The sequence below is a fragment of the Enterococcus sp. DIV0802b genome, from assembly GCF_050543535.1.
GTDB classification, from domain to species: domain Bacteria; phylum Bacillota; class Bacilli; order Lactobacillales; family Enterococcaceae; genus Enterococcus_D; species Enterococcus_D entomosocium.
The window spans coordinates 2543321-2569404 of record NZ_CP172941.1 but is presented as its reverse complement, the minus strand read 5'-3'; the positions used below and the strand labels follow the sequence as shown (position 1 = coordinate 2569404).

The following is a 26084-nucleotide window of genomic DNA, read 5'->3' as shown; positions in this document are numbered from 1 at the left end:
AACAAAAACCACGCGTAAAACACGCGTGGTCCATATCAGGGGTTCATGTTAGTTGCCCCAATAAACAAATCGTCCATCAAATACGGTGGCTTCAACGGTCGTTTGAAGCAATTCTTCGGCAGTTAAAGGCAAGATGTTTTGTGACAAAATACAAAGATCGGCTAAACAGCCAACTTCTAATTGACCGATATCTTGCCGACTCAAGGCTTTGGCGGCGCCTGCGGTGTGGGCATAGAGGGCATCGGCGATGGTGATTTTTTCCTGTGGCATCAATCCGCCTGCTGGCTGGCCATTTTTTTCTTGCCGAGCAACCGCATAATACAGCGAGTCTAAAGGGGTCACGTCGATCACGACCGGCGTATCAGTCCCAAAAGCCAAGGTGGCACCTTGCTCTAGAAAGGATTGAAAAGGAAACATTTGACTGGCACGCTGAGGTCCTACTTCTTCATCGAGGGTCTCATAACCGACTAATAGATGGCTAGGCTGTACGGAGAGTACTAGTTGTTCTTGGCGAACTAGTGGCAAATCGGCGGCATCCATCACTTCCAAGTGTTCCAAGGTATTGGCTTTGCCTTTAGAAAGCGGGTGAGCAGCAGCACTTTCTTGATAAAAGAGGAGTGCTTGTCGAATCGCTTCATCACCGATGGTATGGATGCGCATCGGCCAGTCTTGCTGGTTAGCTTGTAATATAAAGCGGCGCATCCGTTGAACATCGATCAACGGCATCCCGACATCACCAGCAAAATACGGTGTTTCATATTCCGCTTTTAAAAAAGCCGTGTGCGTACTCGTCACGCCGTCAAAAAATTGTTTGACGCCGCCCATTTGTACTTTTTCGGAGCGATACGTACGGTAAGTTTCTTTTAGTTGCGTGATGTCTTCTCGCATGGCTGGATAAAAGACAGCGCGCAAGGTCGCTTCTGCTTCCGTTTGTCGATAAAGATTGGGGTAGACCAAATCGTCCCAGCTTTCTCCTGTCAAGGCAACATCGCCGATCGTCGTGATGCCGTATTGATTGAGCTGTTTCATATAGGTCAGAAAAGCAGCAGAGCTTTGCGCTTGGAATGACTGTAAGACCTCTGCTAAATAATGAATGGCGATCGCTTCTAAAAAGCAGCCGCTTAATTGTCCGCTGTTTTCGTCAAGCAATGCCTCCCCGCTGATCCCCGTTGGCAAGTTCTCAGGTGTGATCCCTAAAGCAGCGATCCCTTGGCTATTTAACCAAATGCTGTGGGCATCACCGGAAATCAGCATGACAGGCGTGTCGGCACAATAGTTGTCGATCGAATCTTTCGTTGGGTAGACTTGCTGACCGAAATCACTGCTGAACCAGCCGATGCCGATTTTCCATCCATGTGTGATGGGCAGCGCGGGCACTTGCTGGGCAACGGCTTCTTCTGTCACTCCCGTAAGATGGGTCAGTGCCCCTTGATGGAGTAATGCGGAAAGATAAAAATGAACATGAGCATCAATAAAGCCCGGGATGATCATTTGTTCTTTGAGATCAATGACCTGGGTGTCTTCAGCAAGTGTTGGCAGCGCTGAAAGAGGACCCACAGCCGTGATTTTCTGGTCTTCTATCAGGAGAAAGCCCGCAAAAGTCGTTTTCGTTTTGGTATCAAAGATGTGTTCAGATTTTAGTAATAGTGACAATTATAATCCCAACTTCCATTCAAGGAAAAGGTCGTTATAAAGCTCAACCGCTTCTTTTCCTAAGTATTCATAATGTTCCATTTGTTCCATCGCACTTGGCTCAGGGTAGAAAGCCTTGTCAGCAGTAAGTTCTACTGGTAGCATGGCTTTGGCCGTTTCACTCGGCGTGGCGTAGCCCACGTATTCGGCATTTTGTGCGGCATTTTCTGGGCGCAGCATAAAATTGATGAAGGCGTAGGCTCCCTCAAGATTGCCAACGGTTTTCGGGATCGCAAAATTGTCTGTCCAAATCGCACCGCCATCATTGGGAACGATATAGGTGACGGCAGGATTTTCCGCCATCACATAAGCGGCATCGCCCGAATACCCGATTCCTAAAGGGGCATCGTTGTTGATCATCAAGGTTTTGATCTCGTCGGTCAAAACTGCTTTGACGTTGGGGCGGATACTTTCCAGCTTCTTCAAGGCTTCGGCGACTTTGGTCGGGTCTTTTTCATTTTGGGAAAGACCGAGCGTCTGTAACGCGATTCCTAAGGTTTCGCGAGCACCATCCACCATCAATACATCATTTTTAAATGCAGGGTTCCATAAATCCCCCCAGCCATGGATCGAAGAAACATCGACTTCTTCAGTATTTGCCATGATCCCGATCGTGCCCCAAAAATAGGGGATCGAATAGGTATTGTTTGGATCAAAGGCTTGATCCATCAAAAAAGGCGACAGATCTTCCGTTCCCGTCAATTTCTGATGATCTAAAGGCACTAACAGTCCTTCTTCGATCATTTTCGGAATGATCGATTCGCTAGGGAAAACCAAATCATAGCGTGAGCCGCCTTGTTTGATTTTTGTTTCCATCGCTTCGTTGGAGTCAAATGTATTATAAATCACTGAGTAACCAGTCTCAGTTTCGAATGTTTTGATCAATTCGGGGTCAATATATTCGCCCCAATTGTAAATAATCACTGTATTTTTGTCGGACGACGTTGCTGCCCCCGATTCTCTCGTTAACACCGAAGCACCGAAAAACAGCAATGCGGTGATGCCGATCACACCGCCAAAAAATACCCACAACCTTTTCAATTCATCAATTCCTTCTTTCTTTACAATTTCGTATTTCTTGAGTAGCGTAATTGATTTTTAAAGAAAAGGCAATAAAAAAATGAAGAAAAAATAAACCCGTTTCCTTCAAGGCTTAGCAGGAGGAACGGCCAGGTGGCTGCGGCAGTTTCCAAACATATCATTTGTCAAATTTCTTCCTTTTGCCTAAGCTAGGGAAGTGAGAAATCAAGGGATGGAAAAACAGGAACCTCTCTTTGATGAAGAATGAATGTAAGGAGTGAAGCATCAATGGAAACACGTGCTGTCGTTATTGAAGCCTATGGTGGAAAAGACCAATTAAAAGAAGCAACGGTCCAATTACCAGAATTAAAAGCAAATCAATTATTAGTCAAAGTTGCCGCAACATCCATCAACCCAATCGATTGGAAATTAAGAGAAGGCTATTTGAAACAAATGTTTCCATGGGACTTCCCAATTATTTTAGGCTGGGATGTCGCAGGGGATATCGTAGAAATAGGCGCTGACGTGACAGAATTCAAAGTTGGTGATGCAATCTATGCCCGCCCTGAAACGACTCGTTTTGGGACGTATGCTGATTATGCCATCGTGGATGCTGAGTTAGCAGCGATTAAACCAGAAAACCAAAACTACGCAGAAGCAGCTGCAGTGCCATTAGCTGGTTTGACTGCTTACCAAGCGTTGTTTGAACACGGTCGTTTAAAAGAAGGGGAAAAAGTCTTGATCCATGCCGGAGCAGGCGGAGTTGGTACCTATGCGATCCAACTGGCCAAAGCAGTTGGCGCTTACGTCATCACGACGGCTAGTCCACGTAACCATGAGTTATTGCAAAAACTTGGTGCCGATGAGATCATCGATTACCACACGACAGATTTTGAAGAAGTCTTGCAAGACATCGATTTGGTCTTTGATACGATGGGGGGCGACACCCAGAAGAAAAGTTTCACTGTCTTAAAACCTAAGGGCCGTCTGATCTCGATTTTGAGTATTGAAGACGAAGACTTGGCAAAAGAAAAAGACATCTTCGCCAAAGCAGTTTGGTTACGAACCAACGGCAAACAATTGGCAGAATTGACAGAGCTGATCGAAGCAGAAAAAGTCAACAGTGTCATCGGTGCAACCTTCCCATTGACAGCACAAGGAATTTACGATGCCCACGCATTGAGTGAGACACACCATGCAGTCGGCAAGATCGTTATTGAAAACCAAGACAATTTCATCAGCCAAGACGCAGAATAAAGGAGGCTGAACCGATGCGCTTATGGCATGAAGCGCTGATACCTGCTTTGCCTCGGCAGCAGCTGTTAGGCCAGCATCGTGAAGCAGCAGCCTTGCGGGGGCTAGGCTGGGGCAAGAAGCACGCAACCGTCGATTACGTTTTTACCCATCCGCCCTATAAATTGTTTCAATACCATCAGTTAGTGCTGGATGAAATGACCTATCGAGGCTATCGGCCAGCACCTGAATGGTACGATCCAGCGTATCGTGGCAAAAATCTGCCGCTGGAACCCTCCGTTCAAGCTGTTCCTTTGACTACGCCGATCTATCCAGAACATGATGAAGCATACTTGGAAGAATGCTTAGTGAATCTCCATAGTAAAGGGATCTATCTTTAAAGACCAAACACTTTCCTGAATTTTTGTTCGGGAAAGTGTTTTTTTGCTTTAAAATCGATAACTTACAAAAAGTAAGCATATTGTTCGCAACTTTTTTTGTTCCTTGTTATAGTGAGAACAGAGAATCAGTAATGAGAAATGAGGAAAAGAAAATGACCATCAATCACAGAAATCTTGAATTTGGGTTAGATACGTTTGGCGATCTAGCCTTTGATGATACAACGAAAGAACGGATCAGTTACAGCGAATCGTTGCGCAATATCGTGGCAGAAGGAAAATTAGCCGATGAAGTCGGCATCGATGTCATTGCCTTAGGGGAGCACCATCGGGAAGAATATTCGATCTCAAGTCCTGATACGGTACTAGCGGCTTTAGCGATGGTTACCAAAACCATCAAATTAGGTACCGGTGTAACTGTCTTGAGTTCGGATGATCCCGTGCGGGTCTACGAACGGTTTGCGACCGTTGACGCGTTGTCGAACGGTCGTGCACAAATCATGCTGGGACGAGGATCTTTTACTGAATCATTCCCTCTATTCGGCTATGACTTGCAAGATTATGAAGAACTATTTGAAGAAAAAACAGCGATGTTCAGTGAATTGAGAAAAGGCAAACCATTAACTTGGGAAGGCAAGTTCACGCAATCCTTAAAAAATGCCGACGTTTTTCCAAAAATCGAGGGACACCAATTAGATACCTATGTGGGTGTCGGTGGAACCCCTGAATCGATCATTCGTGCCGTCCGTTATGGGTTTCCCGTTATGTTAGCGATCATCGGTGGCGAACCTGCTCGTTTTGCGCCGTATGTTGATCTGTATAAAAAGGCAGCGCAGCAATTGGGGCAACCGATTTTGCCAATCGGCATGCACTCCCATGGTGTGATCGCCGACACCGACGAAGAAGCCTATGAAATCGGCTGGAACTACATCAAAAAGAGCATGGACAAAATCGGTCTTGATCGCGGCTGGCCAGCCATGAGCAAAGAGCGCTTTGACTTTGAAGTCGAACATGGTTCTTACTATGTAGGCAGTCCAGAAACCGTGGCGCAAAAAATCGCCCGTATGATGCCGCAAGTCGGTGTAGAACGCTTTGATCTGGTTTACGGTACTGGCGGACAGCTGCAAAAAGACCGTTTCAAAACGATTGAATTGTATGGAACCAAAGTGATTCCACGGGTGAAAGAATTGTTGGCAGCAGGTGATAGCAATGCCTAAAACCATCGGTATTTTAGGCGCAGGCAAGTTAGGCTTAGCACTCGCAAATCTTGGTGCCAAGGCGGGCTATCGGGTCTTGATCGCTAGTACGAAGCCAGCAGAAAAAATCGCCTTGTCCGTTTCTGTGTTGGCTCCGGGAGCGATCGCAAAAAATGCCGCTGAAGTGATGACAGAAGCCCAAACGATCCTTTTGGCAATTCCGTTGAGTAAGTACCAACAGCTACCAGCAGAAGCTTTGGCTGGCAAGCTAATAATCGATGCCATGAATTATTGGTGGGAAGTCGATGGCAAAGAAACAGAATACTCATCCATCGAGCAGACTTCTTCGGAACGTGTGCAACGCTATTTTTCCCAAAGTAAAGTAGTCAAAGGATTCAATCATATGGGGTACCACGACATCCAAGAGGAATCTTTGCTGACGAGAACGGCTGCTCAAGGAACTGCCAAAAAAGCCATCGCCATTGCTGGTGATGACCAAACCGCCCTCGATCAGACAGCAGAAATCGTTTCTGCCTTCGGCTTTGATCCCTTTCCTATCGGTGCTTTAGCTAATGGCATCATGTTGGAACCCGGCAGTCCTTTCTTTGGTGCCAATCAAACCAAAGAGGGATTGACGGCATTGATGAAGGAGTTTTGGAGCAGTGAGAAAGGGCAAGCGTTTCTGGCGCGTCCTTCCGCTGTGAGTAACAAGCAGCAGGCTTCGCAGTAAAAGAGCCGCCTCCATGTACGACTGGATACGATAAAAACAACCCTCTTCTCAAAAAAGAAGAGGGTTTTTCCCATCCAGTCAAATCAGCACGTGGTCGCTAAAAAATACAATGTGATTGTTACGATTGTGATTCGTAAGCAGTGGTTGTTACGTTTACGTCTCTGCCAGACGTTCCATAGTGTACATATCAGCCTGTACCTGCTTTGTGCTCGCCTTTGACACCCACCCATATTGATTAAAGATCGACCAGCCAGTTGGTTTGTTGGATCTTTCCATCTAATTCTCGCAGCTGCTTGGCGGTCGCATTCAATTGCTCCGTTAGCGTTTTTGTATCGATCGTACGCACCAGTCGAATTTCGTTGCGACCTATTCGGGGAGCTGCTTTGGTTTCATCCAGTGCTTGCGTTAGCAGTGCATGCTTGCGGCGCAGCTGTTCTCGCTGTTCTAGTGCTTCCATCAGCAATAACGCACTATCTGCTAAAGAGGCAGTCGCATTTTTCCGATTGATGGCAACGACTAATTCTGAATATTGTTGATTGATCTCATCGTATTCCTTGAACAATTCTGTGATACTACGATCCAAGGTATCGCCTTCTTGGACTAACACACTGCTAGAGATCTCGTTACGTAATTGAAACAGACGATTGTTCAAATCCCGTCTTAAAAGTAACGCTTCTGCTAATTTCATTTTGGCACACTCCTTTTTACAAATGAGAACAGCTTATCTAGTTCTTATCCTAGAGAAGAACGTGATGAAAGGCAAGCAAGATGCAAAAAAAGGTCTGCCAGAAAAATCATAAAAAACTGAATATTCGCAATTCTTGTTGACTTCCAAAAACACCAATAGTATACTTTATAACAATCATGAAATAGACAAAAAAACGTCATTTACCTGTTTTTTAGATAAAAAGAAAGACGATGAAGAGAAGAGTAGCTTTGGAATCTGTTAGAAGAGAACCCGGATGGTGAGAAAGGGCAGCAGAAAAAAAGTGAAGATGAGCTCTGAGTGATCTGATTTGTTCACGCAAATCAGACGGAAAGCAGCCGTTATCGTGCCAAGTATCTTAGCGTACTGTTGAGGTGCCATTTGTGAGGATGGTGCGAAAAAGGGTGGTAACACGAAAATCTCGTCCCTTTGTTTGTCAAAATTGATAAGCAAAGGGATGAGGTTTTTTCTTTTTATCGATGAATGCGTTTTTTGCCGTCATGAAAAACACTTGCGTTGGTTGCGCAATCACATAGGAGGAAGAATGGAAATGATCTGGAAGAAGCGTTTATTGGTTGCAGCAGGAGTGATTGGGTTGACCCTTTCCGGCTGCACGACAACAGGAAATACCGAGGGATCAGAGGCTGAAACTAACGGAGCGCCGAATCAAGCGATTGCGGTGAGTCTACCGGCTGAGCTGACGACTCTCGATACGACTCAAACGACGGATAAAGCAACATTTACCATCGTTCAACATTTATTCGAAGGGCTTTACCGTTTCGATGAAAACAGTGAACCAGTTCCGGGCTTGGCAGAAGGAGTCGAAATCAGTGAAGATGGCAAAACCTATACCTTTACCTTGCGAGAGGATGCGAAGTGGAGCAATGGCGAAGCGATCACTTCAGCTGACTTTGCTTATGCGTGGAAAAAGTTAGTCGATCCAGCAACGATGGGACCTAACGCCTATTTGTTAGATAATGTAGTTAATAGTAAAGACATTCGTGAAGGCAATGCTGATATAGAAACGATTGGTCTGGAGACCCCAGATGACGCGACCTTTATCGTGCAGTTGGAGCAGCCACAGCCATCCTTTTTATCCTTGATTTCCATCGGCTGGTTGGCACCGCAAAACCAAGCCTTTGTTGAAGAAAAAGGTGATACCTATGCTCGTACAAGTGAAGATTTGCTGTATTCTGGTCCCTTTACCTTGACCGATTGGCAACAGACTGGGGATGAGTGGACATTGGTGAAAAATGACCAATACTATGATGCTGATGTCGTTCAATTGGAGGAGATCAAAGGCTCCACCATCAAAGAAGAAAATACTGGGATCCAATTGTTTGAAAGCGGCGACCTTGATTTGCAAAAAATCAGTGGGATCTATGTTCAACAATATGGAGACAATGAAGAGCTAGTTACGCAAAATGATGTTGCGAACTTTTTCTTAGACTTTAACAAAACGGCCAACGATGCCTTGGCAAATGTTCATGTGCGTAAAGCGATCGCGTTGGCGATCGACAAAGAAAGTCTCGTGGATAATGTGTTGAACGATGGAGCGAAAGTTTTAAACGGGCTGGTCCCCACCGGCTTAGCTACGAATCCAAATACTGGCGAAGATTTTCGAGCATATAGCGGTGATTACAACTTGTATGATTTAGAGGCGGCCAAGGAAGAGTGGGAAAAAGCCCAAGCGGAAATTGGCGAAAGTACGACGTTGCGTTTATTAGTGACAGATGATGACAATGGTCAAAAAATCGGGGAGTACTTGCAAAGCCAACTGCAAGAAAACTTGCCAGGCTTGTCGATCTCCATCAACAAACAGCCACGTGCCAGCTTGAATCAATCAAGAGCAAATAGTGATTACGAGCTTTCCGTTTCTGGCTGGATCGCTGGAAGTAGTGACATGGATATGTTCTTTATCTTATACAAAAATGGCGCTTCCTTTAACTACGGCGGCTATGTCAACGAAGAATATACGGCATTGACGGAAGATGCTCGCACCGTTCATGCCAATGACCCCGATCAATATTTTGAAGATTACAAAGCGGCAGAAGAAATTTTGTTGGAACAAGATGCTGCGCAAGTCCCTCTATACCAGAGTGCTTCAAATTATCTGATCAAATCAAATGTAAAAGACATCCAATTCCCAGCCTATGGCGCGCATTTCTTTTTCCGCACCGCCTATGTCAGTGAATAAGGAGAAAAATAGCTGAATGAAGAGCGCATGTTTATTCGATGAACATGCGCTTTTTGCAACAAAAAAAGCAGTTCAGAAAGCTGAACTGCTAAATGCGGAAGATGGGAGTTGAACCCACACGAGATAAACTCACACGCGCCTGAAGCGTGCGCGTCTGCCATTCCGCCACTTCCGCATAAGATAAAGATAATCCTTTCTAGGAAGAAATGCAAGTCCAATCTCACAAAAAGGAGCCCGCCAGCGGGGACTGGCGGGATAGGAGTAAAAATGAAAAAGTGTTAGGGTTGTTTGTTGGTATGCATTTATAATAGCGTGTAAATGTGAAAAAAAATTGACGAATCAAACAGAATTCTGAGAAGAAATCGCCAAGAAAAAGTGAAACTAGATAAAACAATCAGAAGACAAAAAGGAGCCCGCCAGCGGGGACTGACGGGATAGGAGTAAAAATGAAAAAGTGTTAGGGTTGTTTGTTGGTATGCATTTATAATAGCGTGAAAATGTGAAAAAAAGTTGACGAATCAAACAGAATTCTGAGAAGAAATCGCCAAGAAAAAGTGAAACCATGTAAAACAGTCAGAAGACAAAAAGGAGCCCGCCATCGGGGACTGGCGGGAAGGAGTAAAAATGAAAAAGTGTTAGGGTTGTTTGTTGGTATACAAGTATCATACCGAGAAAATATGAAGAATTTTCGAGCGAAATTTAGGAATTGCGTGAATCTTTTGACAAATTATGCCTTCTGTTTGAATTTTTTCTTAAAAGAGAATTGACAAAAGGCACAAGCTTTGATAATTTAAATGAAACAAAATGCAAACGCGATGAAAAAGAAAGTAGAATCAAGGAAGTTGTCTAGCAGAGAGTTCCGGTAGGTGGGAAGGAACGACAACGAATGATTTGAAAATGACTTTGGAGCGGATTTTCTGACTAATTAGGAAAATACGGTTGCCCCGTTAACAAGCGACAGTCTCCGAGTGTTTTCGGGTACTGAATGAGGTGAAGCCTGTGAAGGTTTTGCAGATTAAGGTGGTACCGCAGGTGATGCCCTTAGCTTTGGCTAAGGGCTTTTTTTGTGTCTGCACGGTCAGCTGTTTCAAGCGCAGGTTTTGTTAAAAAGGAGAAAGGTTGTTGGGAGGAGAGAAAAATGCACAAATTAGTGGTTCAAACCGATTTTGGTTTGCAAGATGGAGCGGTTAATGCGATGTACGGGGTAGCTTATCAAGTGGCACCGGAGCTGGTCATTGCTGATTTGACTCATGAGATCGAGCCATACAACATTCATGATGCCAGCTATCGTCTGCTGCAAAGCGTCACCTATTGGCCGGCAGGAACGGTCTTTGTTTCAGTGGTCGATCCTGGCGTAGGGTCTGATCGACGAAGTGTGGTTGCCAAGTTGGCGACCGGACAGTTGGTTTTGACACCAGATAATGGCACACTGACTTATTTAGCGACTTATATCGGAATCACTGAACTACGGGTGATCAATGAGGCAACTGAGCGGTTGGCAGGATCAGCCGAAAGCCATACATTTCATGGTCGGGATGTTTATATGTATAACGCCGCGCGTCTCGCCAGTGGCGCCATCAGCTTTGATGAGCTAGGAACACCCGAACCTAAAGAAGCGATCCAAGTCTTTGTCATTGAAAAGCCAAGCCAAACAGCAGAAACGATCACTGGCACGATCGATATTCTTGATATTCGTTTTGGTTCGTTGTGGACGAATATTCCCCATACGTTCTTTAAGCAATGGCAGGTACAGTACAATGAGCCGCTGCTCGTCAGTATTTATTACCAAGATACGCTTCGTTATCAAGAAGAAGTGCGTTTCGGACGCTCCTTTGCGCAAGTGTCGGAAAATGAACCTGTCTTATATGTCAATTCCCTATTGAATATTGGTTTAGGGCTCAACTTGGCTTCATTTGCTGAAACCTATAAAATCGGGACTGGCACGAATTGGAAAATTACCCTCAAAAAAAGGAGAAATGAAAAATGAATCAATCAAAATTTACAGTAAAACACATTGTTGCTATCGGAATCGGTGCTGCCGTCTTTTTCGTCTTAAAACGTTTCGTCACGATTCCAACTGGTTTTCCAAATACAGATATCGCCACAGCCTATCCTTTCTTGGCACTATTAGGCGTTGTCTACGGTCCAATCGTTGCTGGTTTAGCGGGCTTTATCGGCCATGCCCTAGGAGATTTGACGACTTATGGTCCGTGGTGGTCTTGGATCGCCGCCTCTGGGATCTTAGGGGTGTTCTTCGGACTTTTGACTCGTTGGATTCCAATCCAGCAAGGAACCTTTGGCGCTAAAGAAATTCGGACCTTCTTGATCGGTGAATCGATTGCAAATTTGGTCGTCTGGGTGATCGTTGCCCCAATCGGTGATATTTTGATCTATGGCGAACCAGCGAACAAAGCCTTTGCACAAGGAGTCATTGCGGGATTGACCAACGCAGTCGTAACTGGGATAATCGGAGTGATCCTGCTAAAAGCCTATGCCCAAACCAAAACCAAAAAAGGCAGCTTGAGCAAGGAATCCTAAACAAAGAAATGTGTGAAGGCTAAAAAATGAAACAAAAAATCATTCAATTTACGAATTTTTCTTTCCAATATGATGCACAAGCGGAACCGACCTTGAAAAACATCGATCTAACGATCTATGAAGGAGAAAAAGTCCTGATCGTCGGTGCTAGCGGTTCTGGCAAAAGTACATTAGGAAAATGTTTGAACGGTTTGATCCCGCAAAATGACGAAGGTAGTAGTACCGGAGCATTGACGATCGGTACCAATGCCTTTGGGCAAGCTTCCATCTACGAGCTGTCTTTGACCGTCGGCACGGTGCTGCAAGACACCGATAGCCAATTTGTAGGCTTAACCGTAGCAGAAGATATCGTGTTTTCCTTGGAAAACGATCAGCGTAGTCAAGCTGTGATGCAGGAGGCGCTGCGCGTTTGGGCAGAAAAGACCGACTTAATGGATCATTTGGCAAAAAAACCGCAGGAATTATCGGGTGGCCAAAAGCAGCGTGTTTCAATGGCAGGTGTTTTGATCGATGAAACACCGATTCTACTGTTTGATGAGCCGCTAGCCAACTTAGATCCGCAAACAGGTGTGGAAGCCATCAAAATGATCGACCAGCTGTATCAAGAGAAGCGTTTTACCACCATCATCATCGAACATCGCTTAGAAGAAGTGTTAGCCGCCGCTGTCGATCGCATCATCGTGATGGAAGAAGGCCGCATCATTGCCGACAGTACACCGAATGAACTATTAAAAACGGACATGCTGCAGCAAGTCGGCATTCGTGAACCACTGTATTTAGCCGCCTTAAAAAAAGCGGGGGTTCCTGTGACCGATGCTGCTGATTTGGTCGCGGTAGAAGCATTTGCATCACCTGAGATTGCCGAAAAACTGACTAGGTTTCAAAAGGAATATCCGAAATCGGCACTTCCTAGCCAACAGCCGCCGTTGTTGGAAGCGAAGAATTTATCGTTTTCTTACCAAGTGGGCAAACCAATCTTGCAGGCACTGGATTTTACCATCCATCAAGGAGAAATGATTAGTTTGGTTGGGCATAATGGCGCAGGAAAATCGACCTTGTCCCATTTGATTACCGGCTTTTTGACACCGACTTCTGGCAAGTTGCTTTGGCAAGGAACAGACATGGGCAATGATTCCATCAAAGAACGAGCGCAAAAAATCGGGTATGTTTTGCAAAACAGCAATCAAATGCTGTCAAAAAACTTCCTGTTTGACGAAGTTGCCTTAGGCTTGCGCAACCGAAATGTCCCAGAGGCTGAAATCACAGAAAAAGTTCATCAGACCTTGAAAATTTGTGGTCTTTATCCGTTTCGCTCATGGCCATTGTCGGCACTAAGTCATGGGCAAAAACGCCGAGCCGCCATTGCAGCGATCCTCGTCTTAGATCCTGAACTCATTTTATTGGATGAGCCGACAGCGGGACAAGACTATCGCCATTACACCGAAATGATGCAATTTTTACAGGAGTTGAACCAGCGGGGATTAACGATTGTTATGATCACCCACGATATGCACCTGATGTTGGAGTATACACAGCGGACGATCGTTTTGACGCAAGGAACGATTTTGCTGGACGCACCGCCAGAAGTTGTTTTAGCAGACAAACAAGTGGTGAGTGCCGCGAACCTTAAAGAAACCAGCTTGTATACACTGGCGACCCTTAACCAGTTGACAGATCCCGCCGCTTTTACTGCCGCCTTCATTGCCAGCGAGAAGGAGGGACACGATGGAGAGTAATCTAATCGGCTATCTTGACCGCAAAACGTGGATCCACCAATTAAGCGGTGCCGCAAAACTGATTTGTTTTTTGCTGCTATCCGTTATCGGGATGATCTCTTATGATACGCGTTTTCTTATTGGACTGGCATTGTTTTCGGTCTTTCTATTTGCCAGTGCTGGAATTCGCTACCGAGATATCGCTTTTGTATTAAAATTTATCATCTTCTTTTCGATTTTGAATTTGGTGGCGGTCTATCTTTTCGCTCCAGAATACGGGGTGGAGATCTATGGGACGCGCCACGTGATTTTCGAAGGGATCGGTCGGTATACATTGACCCAAGAGCAAGTGTTTTATGAGTTGAATCTGTTGATCAAATATTTTGTCACGATTCCGCCAGGGTTGATTTTCCTGTTTACCACTAATCCAAGCGAGTTGGCGTCCAGTATCAACCGCATCGGGATTTCCTACAAGATCGCCTATGCAGTCGCACTGGCTTTGCGTTACATCCCTGATATTCAAGAGGATTTTCGAACCATTGCCAAAGCGCAGCAAGCACGGGGCGTGGAGCTTTCTAAAAAAGCACCTTTGCGCAAACGAGTGGCAGGCAATGTCACGATCGCGATTCCTTTGATTTTTTCCAGCTTGGAACGGATCGACCATATTTCTGCTGCCATGGAGCTAAGAAGGTTTGGCAAGCATAAGCAGCGTACCTGGCTGAAAGCTAAGCCGATCCAAGGCAAAGATCTCTTGGCGATTGCTGTCGTTTGCTTGATCGTGGCGCTTGGATTGTTCTTGATGGTCCTTAATGGCGGACGCTTTTACAATCCGTTTCGTTAACAAATCAACACATGAAAACTTAAAAAAACGGACTCATTGTCAATAATGAAAGTGGGACGGATGAATCAACTCTGATTCATCCGGTCCCATAAATGATCGAGACAAAAAACGCAGGACAGTCAGTCAATTGACTTTAGCGAGTGCTACATTTGCTAAAGCCAGTTGCTGCTAGGTCTGCGTTTTTTTGCCGATAAAAAAAAGGAGCCCGCCAGCGGGGACTGGCGGGATAGGAGTAAAAATGAAAAAGTGTTAGGGTTGTTTGTTGGTATGTATTGATAATAGCGGGAAAATGTGAAAAATATCGGAAGAGAAAGTAATAGAAGTGTGTCAATCTTTTGATGATTTTCGTAAAACATTCCAGCGGAACCCTTTTAGATCTTTGATTGACGGAAACACGAAATAAGGCTACACTGATGGCATCAAAGCAGTACAAGGAGGGGACAGGATGGATGCCATTACGATCAACGGATTAAGCAAACAATACAACAAGAAGTACGCCATCGAGAATGTATCATTGCAAGTGGCAGAAGGAGAGATTTTTGGCTTTATCGGACCAAATGGTGCGGGAAAATCAACGACCATCAAAGTATTGTTGAATTTTATTAAACCGGATGCAGGGCATGCGGCGATTTTTGGACGAGATTGCCAACAAGCAGCCAAAGAAATCAAAACGTTTACTGGATATGTTTCCAGTGATGTACGGTTTTATTCAAAAATGACGACAGCAGAATTGCTGGCATTTACGGCAGATTTTCATCAAGTCAAGCAGCCAAAAAAAGAGATTCAGAATTTGATGGAGCTTTTTCAAATTGATCCAAACAAATCGATCGCAGAACTTTCTTTGGGCAACAAGAAAAAAGTCGGGCTTGCGAGCGCCTTGATTGCACAACCGAGAATGTTGATTTTAGATGAACCGACCAATGGCTTAGATCCCTTGATTCAAAAACGGCTGTTTGAAGAGCTCCTTAGAAGAAACAAACAGGGGATGACGATTTTTCTATCTAGCCATGATTTGCATGAAATTCAGACCTATGCCCATCGGACCGCCTTTATTCGTGAAGGACAGATCATCACCGTGAAAGAACTGAGTGAGGAAGAAAATTTCGGCAAAGTTGTAACGCTCACGAATGAGGACAGTATCTCATTAGTCGGCTTGGAAAACGTACAAGTTCTTGCTCAGGAATCACACAGCTTGCGTTTTTTCTATCAAGGAGACATGAATCAGCTGGCACATTTTCTAACCAATCCTGCCATTAAAGAGTTCACGATCGAACACCCAACCCTTGAACAGCAATTTATGCTGCTCTATGAAGGAGGTTCTCAAAAATGACTTTAATGAAAATCGACCTTAAAAATACCTTCAAAGGCTGGCTGGTCTGGACGATCCTTTTTGCAGCAATCATTTTTGGATTTACGGCTATCTATCCTCAAATGATCACGCCAGAAATGAAAACGTCCTTAGACCAGATGTTGGGCTCTTTCAGCCCAGAATTACTAGGCATCTTTAACATCCAACTGACAGGACCCTCAAGCTTGGTTTCACCGACAGGCTTTTTCGGGTACTACTTTCAATACTTATTTATCGCCGCGTGTATTTATGGGATGCTTTTAGGCTTGAACAGTCTGATCACTGAAGAATCAGAAGGAACGATCGAGTATTTATATGCTCAGCCTATTAGCCGCAGAGAAATCGCTGGGTGGAAGTTCCTCGCCCGATTGTTGCTGCTGACTGGCTTTTGGCTGATTGCCTATGGCAGTAGTCTGGCCTCGTTTGCTCTATTCAAACTACCAGGAGACGACCTGTCCTCTTTTATAGAAGAAATCAGCAAAATCTTCGTTGCCGAGTATGGTGTCTTAGTCTTCTTCCTCTGTCTAGGTTTCTTTTTATCCACGATCTTGCGTTCCAGCAAACAAACCGCAAGTGTCGGCTTAGGCTGCGTGTTTGGTCTGTATTTGCTCGGCATCGTGGGGGAACTCTACGATAAATTGGAATGGCTGGCAGGACTTTCGCCTGTGCGGATGGCATTACCCGTCCAACTCATGGATAACGGCGCCACATCAATCCTATGGGTACTGCTGATCGGTGTATTGTGTTTCTTTGGCACCTTTTACCGTTACGAGCGCAAAGACTTGCAGGTCTGAGCACTACAATCAAAAGACGAAAAAGAGCCTGTCAGCGGGGACTGACAGGCAAAGGAGTAAAAATGAAAAAGTGTTAGGGTTGTTTGTTGGTATGCTTATATAATAGTCTCGAAATGTGAAAAAAGTATGACGAAGCAGGCACGTTTTTGCGAAAAAATCGTTGCGAAAGTTAAGAAAGCCTAAAGTGTCCCTTCACCAAAAGGCTTGAAGGGACACCCAGAACCTAAAAACACTCCGAAGCAGCAGGCGGTTCATGCTGTTACGGAGTGTTTTTTTAGTTGAAGCTACTTGCTCAAATCAAGGCTATCGACATTAAAGGTGTCGCCATGTGCTAAGTCACCATAACGATAGCCACGGTTAAACCAGTCCACGCGCTGCTGCGATGTGCCGTGCGTAAAACTATCTGGAACAACATAGCCTTGGTATTCTTTTTGCAGCGTATCATCCCCGATGGCATTGGCAGCCGTGATCGCTTCTTGAATATCGCCAGCTTCTAAAATCGGCTGTCCTTGATAGGTTTCGCCTTGCAAATATTTCGCAAAGGTACCAGCTAAGTAGTCAGCTTGCAACTCCAAGCGAACGCTGTACTGGTTGTACTCCTTCTCTGAAACTTGCTGGCGGATTTTTTCCAATTGTTGGGTGATCCCCAGCTCATTTTGCACATGATGACCGACTTCATGGGCGATGACATAGGCCATTGCAAAGTCGCCGCTTGCGCCATATTTATCAGAAAGCTCATTGGCAAAACTCAGATCAAGGTACACATTCTCATCTGCTGGGCAATAAAACGGACCAACCTGTGACGTGGCATAGCCGCATGCCGACTGGACACTTCCCGTAAATAATACGAGTGTTGGGTCTTGATAGGTTTCTTGCCGCTCTTGAAAAACGTCTTGCCAGTAATCTTCTAAATAGCCGAACACGACTGCGGAAAACTCTTTTTCTTCCGTGTACTCACTGGTGCCCACATTTTCTGTCTGGTAATTGGCTGCTTGTCCGCTGCCACCCAAGACATCCGGCAGCGAATTTAAATCACCACCGCTAAACAGGAAAAATAAAACAGCGATGATCACCGTACCGATCCCGCCACCAGCAGCCAACATCCCACCTGAGCCAGATGATCGCCCCGTTCGATCATCGACATTGCTGCTTTGTCTACCCCCACGCCATTTCATGTTATCTCCTCCTATATAAATCCTAGCTTAATTATAAGAGAAAGGCGGCAGATTGTGAAAAAAAGCGCCTTGAAATTGTTATAAAATGCCTTCAGGAGCCTTAAAAATCAAAGTGTACACTCCTTTTAATCATTCTTTAATCTAACAATTAGCCTTCTAATTTGGTACAGTAGCAATAAAATAGATGTAGAGGGTGAGCGTATGAAAATGAATTATTCGGGGACATCGGAACGAAGGATTTTGATTTTTAAACGGTTGATTGCTGGCGAGCACCTCAGCTATCAGCAGTTAGCAGAGGATTATTTCGTTTCCCGCAGCAGTATTGCAAAAGATATTTCTTATTTAAAAGAGCTGTTTCAAAAAGAAAGCTTACGTCTGAGATTTGATAATTCAGGTACATTTTTTGAAGGAAGTGAATCCCAGATCCATCGAGTGCTCAAACGCTTTTGCTTAATGATGCTGGATCAACCAGCGGCGTTTTCCTTGTTGGTGGAACCTGCGAAATACCAGAAAGTAAATCAGGCCTTTCGTCGAGCGTTAATGGAAAAACAAGTGGAAATGCCCGACAGCTATATCCAAAGTATTGTCCTTTCCATCGTGCTGCTGATCGAGCGGGCGAGTCATGCGGAAAGCTTAGTGATTGAAGAAAACCGCCAAGTGGGGAAGCTGTTTTTGGAGTTCGACAAATATCCGTTAGTCTATGAGCTACTGAAAGAAATCGAAGAACAACACATTTATCAATTTTCACCAAAAGAAGTGCAATATCTAACCTACCTAATTGTAGGTAGCGGCTTGAAATTTTTTATGAAAAGTGAAAAAGTTCCTTTCGTATTTCGGGGAAAAGTGCGTAACTTGATTCAAAAGATCAGCGAAGGCTTAGGCACCGACTTGACCCAAGACAATCGTTTGGAAGAAGATGTGACGATCCATCTGTATCAACTACTGCTGCGGATCGAAGCGCAAACCACAGTCATCAACCCTTTGTTAGAAGAAATCAAACAAAACTATCCTGCCTTGTATGGCGTGGTCTGGTTCTCGCTTCATGATTTCTTGAAAGCGTATCAAGTGGGGATCTCTGATGATGAGATCGGATTTGTCACGATCCATTTTCAAGCAGCAATCGAGCGAATGCGCCGCATGAACAAAATCATTTTTGTCTGCCCCAATGGCGTCGGCACTAGCTCATTTGTCTCTGCGAAAATCCGTCGCATTCTGCCAGAGATCGACAGTATCGAAACCGTTTCAGTAGAAAAATTAAAGCAGATGGACATTTCGGCGATCGATTTTATTATTTCAACTATCGATCTCGTAGGGATTCAAAAACCTGTGGTGCGGATCTCGCCTATGGTGACCAATCGCGACATGAAGCGGATCATGAATCACTACATCGATTTAGTCATCGATAATGAGGCGGTGGTCGATCAAAATGGTTTACTTCTTCAAGCCCAATCGATGATCCAGCCAACCGTCTTTTTCGAGCGATTTGCCAGCAAAACAGAAGCCATCAATTTTTTGATCGAACAAACCCCTTTTAGTGATGAAAAACGAAAAGCGCAGTTTCGGCAATCCGTCATTGAAAGAGAGCAGCTACAATCAACCTATTTAGATAATGGCTTTGCCATCCCTCATGGCAATCCGAATTATGTCGAAAAAACAGCGATCTCGATCCTGCTTTTGGATCAGCCAGTAGAATGGGGCAACCAAAAAGCGGACATCATTATTTTATTGATGATCCGAGAGGATGAGACGCAAAAGGTGGAACCAATGATGAAATTGATCATGCAAGGAATCGAAAACAAAGAATGGTTCCTATCAAAAATGTTGGAGGTTAAATCAGAATGAAAGTGAAGGATTATTTGCCTGAGAAGCATATACAGACGGATGAGACAGTGGCAGATTGGCGCTCAGCCGTAAAATTAGCCAGTCAGCCCTTGCTCGATGAAGCGCTGATCACGTCAGAATACATCGAAGCGATGATTCAAAGCGTGGAAGAAAATGGTCCTTACATGGTGTTGGCGGATTACTTTGCGCTGATGCATGCCCGTCCTGGAGAAGGGGTTTTGGAGCAAAGTATGAGCCTTTTAGTAACGAAACAGCCCATCGATCTTGAGGGCAAACCGGTGCGGATATTTCTTGTCTTAGCCGCCGCAGATAGTGAAAGCCATCTAGAAAGCTTGAAAGAGATCATGGCGATCTTTATGGATGAAGAAAAATACAACGTGATATTAAACGGCGATCGGGAACAAATTTGTCAATTATTCCATTAGGAGGAAAAGGATATGAAAATTTTAGCAGTATGTGGATTTGGTGTAGGAAGCTCAATGGTATTGAAGATGACGATCGATAAGGTGATCAAAGAGTTAGGGTTGACGGCAACTGCCGAGAATACTGATTTATCAACGGCAAAAGCGACACCAGCAGATGTTTATTTTACGAGTAATGAATTATTGAATGAGTTAAAAGCATCCGTGAAAGCACCCGTTTATCCAATCAAAAAGTATATGGATAAAGAAGAAGTCAAACAGCAAATGGAAAAATTTTTAGCTGAAAGAGAGGGATAATCATGAATTTTGTCACGGATTATATTTTAAAAAATCCGCCAGTCCTACTGGGGATCATTGCCATGATTGGGTTATTGGTACAAAGAAAGCCCTTCGCAGAAGTCGTCAAAGGAACCTTAACAGCTTCCTTCGGGATGGTGGCATTGACGGCTGGGGTAAACATGTTGGTGGGAACGATCGCACCGATCAATGCTGCGGTTCAAACCCAATTAGGCGTTGCTGTGTCAGATGGACTCTCTGACATCACCTTTACGGCAGAATACGGCGGAACAGTTGGTTTAGCGATGTTTTTCGGCCTGATCATTCATTTATTGATTGCTCGCTTTACACCTGTGAAGACGATTTTCCTCACCGGTCACATGTTGTGGTGGTTCCCATTCGTCATCGTCGCTGGGGGCGTTGAAGGCGGACTTACCGGAATCCCACTGTTGATCTTAGGGGCGGTTCTATCTGCTTGTTACTGGTCCTTCATGCCATGGATCATGCGTAAATATGTGTGGGATGCCACAGGCGATGATTCATTCTTGATCGGTCATCCAACGGGGATCTTGTCATTGGTTTCAGGCTTTGTTGCAAAACGGGTCGGAAACAAAGAAAAATCGACGGAAGATTTGAAAGTGCCAGAAAATCTATCGTTTTTCCGTGAAATATCGATTACTGGCGCGTTAGTGATGTTTTTGATGAATATCGTTATCGGTCTGATTGCGCCCGTATTAGTTCCTGAAGGGGGCAACTTGGTGATGTTTGCGGTTAATGCTGGCTTGAACTTCGGTGCAGGATTATTGATCATGTTGTATGGGGTACGTCTATTGATCAACCAAATCATTCCCGCCTTTCAAGGGATCGCAGAAAAAGTCGTTCCTGGAGCAAAACCAGCTTTTGATGTGCCAATCTTGTTCAACTACCGTCCAAATGCTGTAATCATCGGCTTTATCGTGGCGATGATCACCTCAACGATTTTAGTGGTGATTGCCAATACCACCAACGTCTTTGGCATTTTGATCGTTCCTTTAGTCATCACCAGCTTCTTTGAATGTGGCGGTGCTGCGGTGATCGGTGAAGGACAAGGGGGCTTGCGAGGGGCAATTATTGGTACGATCACAGCTTCTGTCGTTATGGTAGCACTCGTTGGGATCTCTGCAGCGTTATTCTCAACGACGATTCAAAACTGGATCTTGATTTTCGGTGGGAACGATTTATCTCTATGGGGCATCCTTGGTGAATTGATCGGCAAGCTGTTTGGAGGGTTTTAAATGTTTCAATACTTTGAAAAAGCAAAAGAACTATTGTCTATTGTAGAAGAAAAAGAAGTACCAGCGATTGAGCAAGCCATTGAATTGCTGACGCAAGCCAACTTGACCAAAAAAGCCATCTACATTTTTGGCGCTAGTCACGCTGGGATCTTAGCCGAAGAGATGTATTATCGAGCAGGCGGCATGATGACGATCAACGCGATCTTTGGAAGAGAACTGATGCTTGATCGCAGCCCAATCACCTTCACTAGTAAAATGGAGCGCTTAGAAGGCTACGGTAGTGCCTTGGCGGCGACCCAGCCCTTTACAGCAGGCGATGTGCTGATCTTGCATTCGGTGTCTGGGCGAAATCCAGTTATCATCGATATGGCGCTTCATGCCAAAGAAAAAGGGGTCAAGATCATCGCATTAACGAACCTTACCTATTCGAAAACAGTCAGCAGCCGTCATACATCAGGCTTGCGTTTGTTTGAAACGGCGGATATCGTCATCGACAATCATGGGGAGATTGGCGATGCTGCGTGTACGATTCCAGACGTAGAACAAAAAGTCGGACCTACATCCACCGTAGTCGGCGCAACGATCTTAAATGCGATTATCGTTGAAGTTTGCCAAAAACTAAAAGAAGCCGGTGTCGACTATCCGCCGATTTTTTACTCAGCGAACCTAGACGGCGGGGATGAATTGAACCAGTCCCTGTTTGAAAAGTACCAAGAAGCGATCCATTATCAGCTGTGACTGTATAAGTAACTTATCTTTTTATTAGAACGATCAGAACGAAAAATTTGAAAACTACTAATAGAACGAATTTTCTTGGGGGAATCAATTCGTAAATGTAGTGGTCAAATCTCGTTCAGATCGTTTTTTTTTGTATTAGAATTTTAGAGCTTAATGAATTTTATTGGTACGATAAGTACCAGGTGTCGACCCTTCAAATTGTTTGAATACCCGAATAAAGGAATTGGTATTTTTAAAGCCGACTTTACTAGCAATTTCATTGATTGAACTTTCTTGTTCGCTCATCAGACGTTTGGCTTTTTCGACACGTAGTTGATTGACGTATGGTTTGAAGGACATGGACAGTCGTTCTTTAATCAACCGGCTTAAATAGGCTTCACTTAGATGAAACTGCTGGGCAATATCTGTTAAACTGAGGTCGCTGCAATAGTTGCTATTAATATATTGAATGATTTCATCTATTTTGGATCCATTATTTTTTTCCATGGTTTCGATCTGAGTGATCAGCGTGTCAAAAAGGGAAAAAATCGTTTTTTTCACATCGGGATCTGAAAACCCTTTTCTTAAATAAAGAAATTGTTTCTTATTTTGATTGTAGAATTCAGGATAGGAAATCTCTTTGATCACAGCAATTCGTTTTATTGTTAAGATCAGAGCGGTTGAAAATTCCTGAAGGAAGCCTAGGGAATGGTTGCTGGAAATATTGATCTCCACGATTTGTTGCAATAATTCTCTGGCATGGACAAAATCATCTACTTTGAAATATTGGATCAATAACTGTTCCTCATCAACGGTATAATTGATTTTATGAAGAGCATTGGATGTTGGAACCGGTATTTGATGGAACTGATCTTCGCCATTGCATTCATCTGACCACTGACAGGTTTCATGAAAGACTTCGATAAAATGTTCAAGAGAATGAAAAGGTTTTGATAGCAAGTAAGTCATTCTTAAGTTCAAACTGTCTTCGATTGTTAGTTTCAATTGATCGATCTCTTTCATGATTTGTGAAAATTCCTGATCATAAAAAAGAATGGCAAGGTGTTTTTCGGAAAAACTGATGATATCATAACACTTGATATGAAGATTTTTCTTGATCAACTGTTTTCGCACATGAATGATCTCTGTTTCATTAAAAGTGGCTTCTTCCGCCATCTCGCCTGAGAAGGTCAGAAAAGCAAAACTCCCACGTTTTTCTATGCCTTCAAGATGGAAAGTGGGCAGTAAACTCTTGCTCATATTGTACGTATATTTTCCGTAAAGCAGATTCTTCAAGAATAGTTCCTTTACTTCTTCTGAGACAGGGGATTGGAGCTGGTTGATCGAACTAGACGACTCGATTATCTGGTGCAAAGCTAAGTTGATATCATCAACTGTTAAAATATCAACATTACTCTTTTTGATTTCATCTAATATTTCTAGATAAGGTTTGTACATCCGCTTACTCAAGAAAATGACGATCAAAGCACCCAGTACGATCAAAACCATTAATGGAAGGAGAAAGGACGAAATTGTAGAGAGTGGAAAACTGCTTTGAATCGCGGTTGTCAATTCATAATTGGCAAAAGGGAGCACCTCTGAATTTTTTATAAAAACGATAGTATCTGATTGGATCTCTTGCTGAATGGTATTTTGTGTAAAATCAGTAAGTATCGGTGAACTAGTCTTACTAGAAGGATATTGTTGATCGATAACTTGTAGTCCTTGATTCATTGGAGACAGTAGTTCATTTTTTTTCCAGTAGGCAAAGAAGTAGAGGGTCTGATTCCCTACTTGCTCTTTATGAAGCATGATCAGCCGTTGATCAAAGGTTTCGAAGATGGAGGAACTGAAGCTGGCATCTGCCAGCATTTCGGAAAGAAGCCCGGATTTTGTTTCTATATTCAAGAAGGAAAAGAAATCATTGTAAACAAAATAGCCGTCAGAACTTACGATGATATGATTTTCTGGATTCAAGATTCCGATAGAGTATTCAAACTGATTCATTAATAAATAGTTTTCACGAATTTCATCATACATCGCTGAAAACAGCGCATAATCAGATTCAGTACTTTGGGAAAACAGTATAATACTTTCTTTTGTTGCTAAAGATTTCATTGAATTGAGGGCAAATCGAAGTTGCTGATCAATGCGAAAAGCACTGTTTTCTAGCGTCATAATACTTTGGGTAGTTTGTTCAGTTTTCCGCTGATTAACTTCATTATTGATGACAATCACCATAATAAAAATAGTATATGCAATGATTACCGTTAAAAAGGTTAAGAATATTTTTCGATATGTTTTTGATTTCATAAGTGCTCCTTTCTTTTTTTGGTAACGTTTACATTGATTATAGAGATAAATTAGCTTGAGTCAAATCATCATTATTTGTAGTTGTCTACAAAACTTGATATTAAGAGTAAAAAGTGTATATTTCAACGAATAATAATGATATTCAACAATGGCTAAACAGGCTATATTTAAAGCGCTTACTTTAAGCGATAGAAAATGAAAAAATTTAGGAGGAACGATTATGTCGATGAAAAGAAAAGCTGTATCATTACTGTCTCTACTGACACTACCAATGGTTTTAGCTGCTTGTGGGAACAGCGACGGCTCGTCAAATGGGGACGGGGCAGAGGGGAAAACCGAGATAAAGGTTACTTGGCGCAATACCGGGGAAAACGATAAAATGACCCAATATTTGGAAGAAACATTTATTCCACAATTTGAGAAAGAAAATGAGGACATTAAAATCGTACTTTCTCCGATTACCGCAAGTGAGGGAGACTATTTTTCAAAAGTTGCTCTTTCTATGCAATCGGAGAGCACAGCACCCGATGTAGTGGCAGAAGATTCCTTTATGTTGAATTCTGATGCAAATGCCGGTTACTTAACCAATCTTGATGAATATGTTGCTGACTGGGATCAATGGGATAAATATACAGAAAACTTAAAAGCTGGTGTCATTGCTGAAGATGGTAGTACGTATGCCATTCCAGGAACTTCTGATTCTCGCGGGATTTGGTACAACAAAAATGTCTTTAAGAAAGCCGGTCTGCCTGAAGACTGGCAGCCAACAACTTGGGGGGAGATTATTGAGGCAGCTGAAGCAATCAAAGCTTCCGATGAGAATGTGATCCCCTTAGGATTAGGTGTGGCTAAAGCCAATGGTGAGTCGGTTTCCATGCAGACTTTCCAGATGCTCTTATATGGTACTCAAGATACATTATTTGATAGTGAAACGCGTAAATGGCAAGTGAATACACAAGGGATTATTGACTCTCTGGCTTTTATTGATGAAGTGTATAACCAGAAACAATTAGGTCCTTCTTTATCCATCGCTATTAACAGTAATTATGGATCTGTGATGTTCCAAGATAAATTTCCTAATGATGAAGTCGGCATGCTTTTAGATGGATTTTGGAGTGCCGGTAACTGGGCCGAAAATGGGGCAACTCCTGTTGAGAATATGACAGAACGCTTTGGTTTTGCAGCCATGCCTACACAAAATGGTGGTGAACCGCCATTTACGACCATGTCAGGAGGCTGGACATGGGCCATTCCTGAAAAAGCACAAAACAAAGAAGCGTCTTGGCGAGTGGTTCAAGCACTCGGTGGAAAAGAACAGCAAGCTGCACGCGCAATCGCTGAAGGGAATTTAACCGTCCGAGACGATTCAGCAGAAATAGCTGAATATAAGGAGCAGCCTTTTATTGAACAAGCAACCTCTTTCTTACAATACGCTCATTTCCGTCCTGCAGATGACAAATATCCTAATGTTTCAGTAGAGATTCAAACAATGGTTGAAGCAGTTGCCACTGGCAGCAAGACACCAGAAGAAGCAGCTAGTGATTATGCCGCCAATGTAACAAGGATCGTTGGAGACGATGCCGTTAACTAAATCATTAATAAAGAGAAGGAATTGCAGCAAACAATCCGAATGGAGGCTAACGTTTCTTCTCTTTAA

Annotated in this window: 22 protein-coding genes, 1 tRNA gene and 1 other annotated feature; of the genes, 17 read left to right on the top strand and 6 right to left on the bottom strand. The window is 43.7% G+C overall.

What is annotated here, in order from left to right; all coding sequences use genetic code 11:
* Positions 1-48: 48 nt before the first annotated feature.
* Positions 49-1653 carry an amidohydrolase gene (locus IGJ12_RS12065; protein WP_008379171.1) on the bottom strand — a complete coding sequence of 535 codons (1605 nt, stop codon included), beginning with the start codon at positions 1651-1653 and terminating at the stop codon, positions 49-51.
* Positions 1654-2733: an ABC transporter substrate-binding protein gene (locus IGJ12_RS12060; protein WP_430619069.1), complete on the bottom strand. Its 1080-nt coding sequence runs from the start codon at positions 2731-2733 to the stop codon at positions 1654-1656. It abuts the gene before it with no gap.
* Between the two features lie 267 nt (positions 2734-3000).
* On the opposite strand from IGJ12_RS12060, the gene IGJ12_RS12055 reads away from it, so the two are divergent.
* From IGJ12_RS12055 to IGJ12_RS12040, 4 genes are all read left to right on the top strand, one after another.
* Positions 3001-3969 carry an NADP-dependent oxidoreductase gene (locus tag IGJ12_RS12055; protein ID WP_034878421.1) on the top strand — a complete coding sequence of 323 codons (969 nt, stop codon included), beginning with the start codon at positions 3001-3003 and terminating at the stop codon, positions 3967-3969.
* Positions 3970-3983: 14 nt separating this feature from the next.
* Positions 3984-4346 carry a TIGR02328 family protein gene (locus IGJ12_RS12050; protein ID WP_010747697.1) on the top strand — a complete coding sequence of 121 codons (363 nt, stop codon included), beginning with the start codon at positions 3984-3986 and terminating at the stop codon, positions 4344-4346.
* A 152-nt stretch (positions 4347-4498) separates the two neighbouring features.
* The gene (locus IGJ12_RS12045; RefSeq protein ID WP_087627089.1) at positions 4499-5560 is read left to right on the top strand and encodes an LLM class flavin-dependent oxidoreductase; all 1062 of its coding nucleotides are present in this window, start codon (positions 4499-4501) and stop codon (positions 5558-5560) included.
* Positions 5553-6269, top strand: a complete 717-nt coding sequence (locus tag IGJ12_RS12040; protein ID WP_087664998.1) for an NADPH-dependent F420 reductase — start codon at positions 5553-5555, stop codon at positions 6267-6269. The genes IGJ12_RS12045 and IGJ12_RS12040 overlap by 8 nt, the downstream gene beginning before the upstream one ends.
* 235 nt (positions 6270-6504) lie before the next feature.
* Here IGJ12_RS12040 and IGJ12_RS12035 read toward each other — a convergent pair whose 3' ends face one another.
* Positions 6505-6957: a DIP1984 family protein gene (locus IGJ12_RS12035; RefSeq protein WP_005234539.1), complete on the bottom strand. Its 453-nt coding sequence runs from the start codon at positions 6955-6957 to the stop codon at positions 6505-6507.
* 562 nt (positions 6958-7519) lie between these two features.
* Here IGJ12_RS12035 and IGJ12_RS12030 point away from each other — a divergent pair.
* Positions 7520-9172 (top strand): peptide ABC transporter substrate-binding protein, encoded by a 1653-nt coding sequence (locus IGJ12_RS12030; protein WP_086373195.1) that lies wholly within the window; start codon positions 7520-7522, stop codon positions 9170-9172.
* Between the two features lie 93 nt (positions 9173-9265).
* Here the strand turns inward: IGJ12_RS12030 and IGJ12_RS12025 are convergent.
* Positions 9266-9347, bottom strand: a tRNA-Leu gene (locus IGJ12_RS12025).
* 631 nt (positions 9348-9978) lie between these two features.
* Positions 9979-10218 (top strand) — a binding site (T-box leader).
* A gap of 92 nt (positions 10219-10310) precedes the next feature.
* Between IGJ12_RS12025 and IGJ12_RS12020 the strand changes: the two genes are divergently transcribed.
* The 6 genes from IGJ12_RS12020 to IGJ12_RS11995 all read left to right on the top strand — a co-directional run bounded on the left by IGJ12_RS12020 (position 10311) and on the right by IGJ12_RS11995 (position 16408).
* Positions 10311-11159, top strand: a complete 849-nt coding sequence (locus IGJ12_RS12020) for an SAM hydrolase/SAM-dependent halogenase family protein (protein ID WP_430619068.1) — start codon at positions 10311-10313, stop codon at positions 11157-11159.
* On the top strand, positions 11156-11710 hold the full coding sequence (locus IGJ12_RS12015; protein ID WP_430619067.1) for an ECF-type riboflavin transporter substrate-binding protein: 555 nt from the start codon (positions 11156-11158) through the stop codon (positions 11708-11710). Before IGJ12_RS12020 ends, IGJ12_RS12015 begins: the two co-directional genes overlap by 4 nt.
* A gap of 26 nt (positions 11711-11736) precedes the next feature.
* A complete protein-coding gene (locus tag IGJ12_RS12010) occupies positions 11737-13446 on the top strand; it encodes an ABC transporter ATP-binding protein (protein ID WP_008379154.1) in 1710 nt (569 codons plus the stop codon).
* Entirely contained in the window at positions 13436-14266 is an 831-nt protein-coding gene (locus IGJ12_RS12005) for an energy-coupling factor transporter transmembrane component T family protein (protein ID WP_061054436.1), read from the top strand. The genes IGJ12_RS12010 and IGJ12_RS12005 overlap by 11 nt, the downstream gene beginning before the upstream one ends.
* 445 nt (positions 14267-14711) lie before the next feature.
* Entirely contained in the window at positions 14712-15596 is an 885-nt protein-coding gene (locus IGJ12_RS12000) for an ABC transporter ATP-binding protein (protein ID WP_005234548.1), read from the top strand.
* Positions 15593-16408: an ABC transporter permease subunit gene (locus IGJ12_RS11995; protein ID WP_430619066.1), complete on the top strand. Its 816-nt coding sequence runs from the start codon at positions 15593-15595 to the stop codon at positions 16406-16408. Before IGJ12_RS12000 ends, IGJ12_RS11995 begins: the two co-directional genes overlap by 4 nt.
* 284 nt (positions 16409-16692) lie before the next feature.
* Here the strand turns inward: IGJ12_RS11995 and ypfJ are convergent, their stop codons facing one another.
* Positions 16693-17583, bottom strand: a complete 891-nt coding sequence (ypfJ, locus tag IGJ12_RS11990; RefSeq protein WP_016613658.1) for a KPN_02809 family neutral zinc metallopeptidase — start codon at positions 17581-17583, stop codon at positions 16693-16695.
* 201 nt (positions 17584-17784) lie between these two features.
* Between ypfJ and IGJ12_RS11985 the strand changes: the two genes are divergently transcribed.
* The 5 genes from IGJ12_RS11985 to IGJ12_RS11965 are packed head-to-tail and all read left to right on the top strand — an operon-like array spanning position 17785 to position 22135.
* Positions 17785-19425 carry a BglG family transcription antiterminator gene (locus IGJ12_RS11985; protein WP_430619065.1) on the top strand — a complete coding sequence of 547 codons (1641 nt, stop codon included), beginning with the start codon at positions 17785-17787 and terminating at the stop codon, positions 19423-19425.
* Entirely contained in the window at positions 19422-19850 is a 429-nt protein-coding gene (locus IGJ12_RS11980; RefSeq protein ID WP_005234553.1) for a PTS sugar transporter subunit IIA, read from the top strand. The genes IGJ12_RS11985 and IGJ12_RS11980 overlap by 4 nt, the downstream gene beginning before the upstream one ends.
* A 12-nt stretch (positions 19851-19862) precedes the next feature.
* Positions 19863-20144 (top strand): PTS sugar transporter subunit IIB, encoded by a 282-nt coding sequence (locus IGJ12_RS11975; protein WP_005225413.1) that lies wholly within the window; start codon positions 19863-19865, stop codon positions 20142-20144.
* Between the two features lie 2 nt (positions 20145-20146).
* Positions 20147-21397: a PTS ascorbate transporter subunit IIC gene (locus tag IGJ12_RS11970; RefSeq protein ID WP_218193353.1), complete on the top strand. Its 1251-nt coding sequence runs from the start codon at positions 20147-20149 to the stop codon at positions 21395-21397.
* The gene (locus tag IGJ12_RS11965; protein WP_430619064.1) at positions 21398-22135 is read left to right on the top strand and encodes an SIS domain-containing protein; all 738 of its coding nucleotides are present in this window, start codon (positions 21398-21400) and stop codon (positions 22133-22135) included.
* A 150-nt stretch (positions 22136-22285) separates the two neighbouring features.
* Here the strand turns inward: IGJ12_RS11965 and IGJ12_RS11960 are convergent, their stop codons facing one another.
* Entirely contained in the window at positions 22286-24427 is a 2142-nt protein-coding gene (locus tag IGJ12_RS11960; protein ID WP_074534941.1) for a helix-turn-helix transcriptional regulator, read from the bottom strand.
* A gap of 220 nt (positions 24428-24647) precedes the next feature.
* On the opposite strand from IGJ12_RS11960, the gene IGJ12_RS11955 reads away from it, so the two are divergent.
* Positions 24648-26018: an extracellular solute-binding protein gene (locus tag IGJ12_RS11955; protein ID WP_074534942.1), complete on the top strand. Its 1371-nt coding sequence runs from the start codon at positions 24648-24650 to the stop codon at positions 26016-26018.
* Positions 26019-26084 lie beyond the last annotated feature (66 nt).

Bases quoted from the DNA above. Each gene is read 5' to 3' on its own strand.
- IGJ12_RS12055 (WP_034878421.1), top strand. From the start codon at position 3,001: ATGGAAACACGTGCTGTCGTTATTGAAGCCTATGGTGGAAAAGACCAA.
- IGJ12_RS12050 (WP_010747697.1), top strand. From the start codon at position 3,984: ATGCGCTTATGGCATGAAGCGCTGATACCTGCTTTGCCTCGGCAGCAG.
- IGJ12_RS12045 (WP_087627089.1), top strand. From the start codon at position 4,499: ATGACCATCAATCACAGAAATCTTGAATTTGGGTTAGATACGTTTGGC.
- IGJ12_RS12040 (WP_087664998.1), top strand. From the start codon at position 5,553: ATGCCTAAAACCATCGGTATTTTAGGCGCAGGCAAGTTAGGCTTAGCA.
- IGJ12_RS12035 (WP_005234539.1), bottom strand. From the start codon at position 6,957: ATGAAATTAGCAGAAGCGTTACTTTTAAGACGGGATTTGAACAATCGT.
- IGJ12_RS12030 (WP_086373195.1), top strand. From the start codon at position 7,520: ATGGAAATGATCTGGAAGAAGCGTTTATTGGTTGCAGCAGGAGTGATT.
- IGJ12_RS12020 (WP_430619068.1), top strand. From the start codon at position 10,311: ATGCACAAATTAGTGGTTCAAACCGATTTTGGTTTGCAAGATGGAGCG.
- IGJ12_RS12015 (WP_430619067.1), top strand. From the start codon at position 11,156: ATGAATCAATCAAAATTTACAGTAAAACACATTGTTGCTATCGGAATC.
- IGJ12_RS12010 (WP_008379154.1), top strand. From the start codon at position 11,737: ATGAAACAAAAAATCATTCAATTTACGAATTTTTCTTTCCAATATGAT.
- IGJ12_RS12005 (WP_061054436.1), top strand. From the start codon at position 13,436: ATGGAGAGTAATCTAATCGGCTATCTTGACCGCAAAACGTGGATCCAC.
- IGJ12_RS12000 (WP_005234548.1), top strand. From the start codon at position 14,712: ATGGATGCCATTACGATCAACGGATTAAGCAAACAATACAACAAGAAG.
- IGJ12_RS11995 (WP_430619066.1), top strand. From the start codon at position 15,593: ATGACTTTAATGAAAATCGACCTTAAAAATACCTTCAAAGGCTGGCTG.
- ypfJ (WP_016613658.1), bottom strand. From the start codon at position 17,583: ATGAAATGGCGTGGGGGTAGACAAAGCAGCAATGTCGATGATCGAACG.
- IGJ12_RS11985 (WP_430619065.1), top strand. From the start codon at position 17,785: ATGAAAATGAATTATTCGGGGACATCGGAACGAAGGATTTTGATTTTT.
- IGJ12_RS11980 (WP_005234553.1), top strand. From the start codon at position 19,422: ATGAAAGTGAAGGATTATTTGCCTGAGAAGCATATACAGACGGATGAG.
- IGJ12_RS11975 (WP_005225413.1), top strand. From the start codon at position 19,863: ATGAAAATTTTAGCAGTATGTGGATTTGGTGTAGGAAGCTCAATGGTA.
- IGJ12_RS11970 (WP_218193353.1), top strand. From the start codon at position 20,147: ATGAATTTTGTCACGGATTATATTTTAAAAAATCCGCCAGTCCTACTG.
- IGJ12_RS11965 (WP_430619064.1), top strand. From the start codon at position 21,398: ATGTTTCAATACTTTGAAAAAGCAAAAGAACTATTGTCTATTGTAGAA.
- IGJ12_RS11960 (WP_074534941.1), bottom strand. From the start codon at position 24,427: ATGAAATCAAAAACATATCGAAAAATATTCTTAACCTTTTTAACGGTA.
- IGJ12_RS11955 (WP_074534942.1), top strand. From the start codon at position 24,648: ATGTCGATGAAAAGAAAAGCTGTATCATTACTGTCTCTACTGACACTA.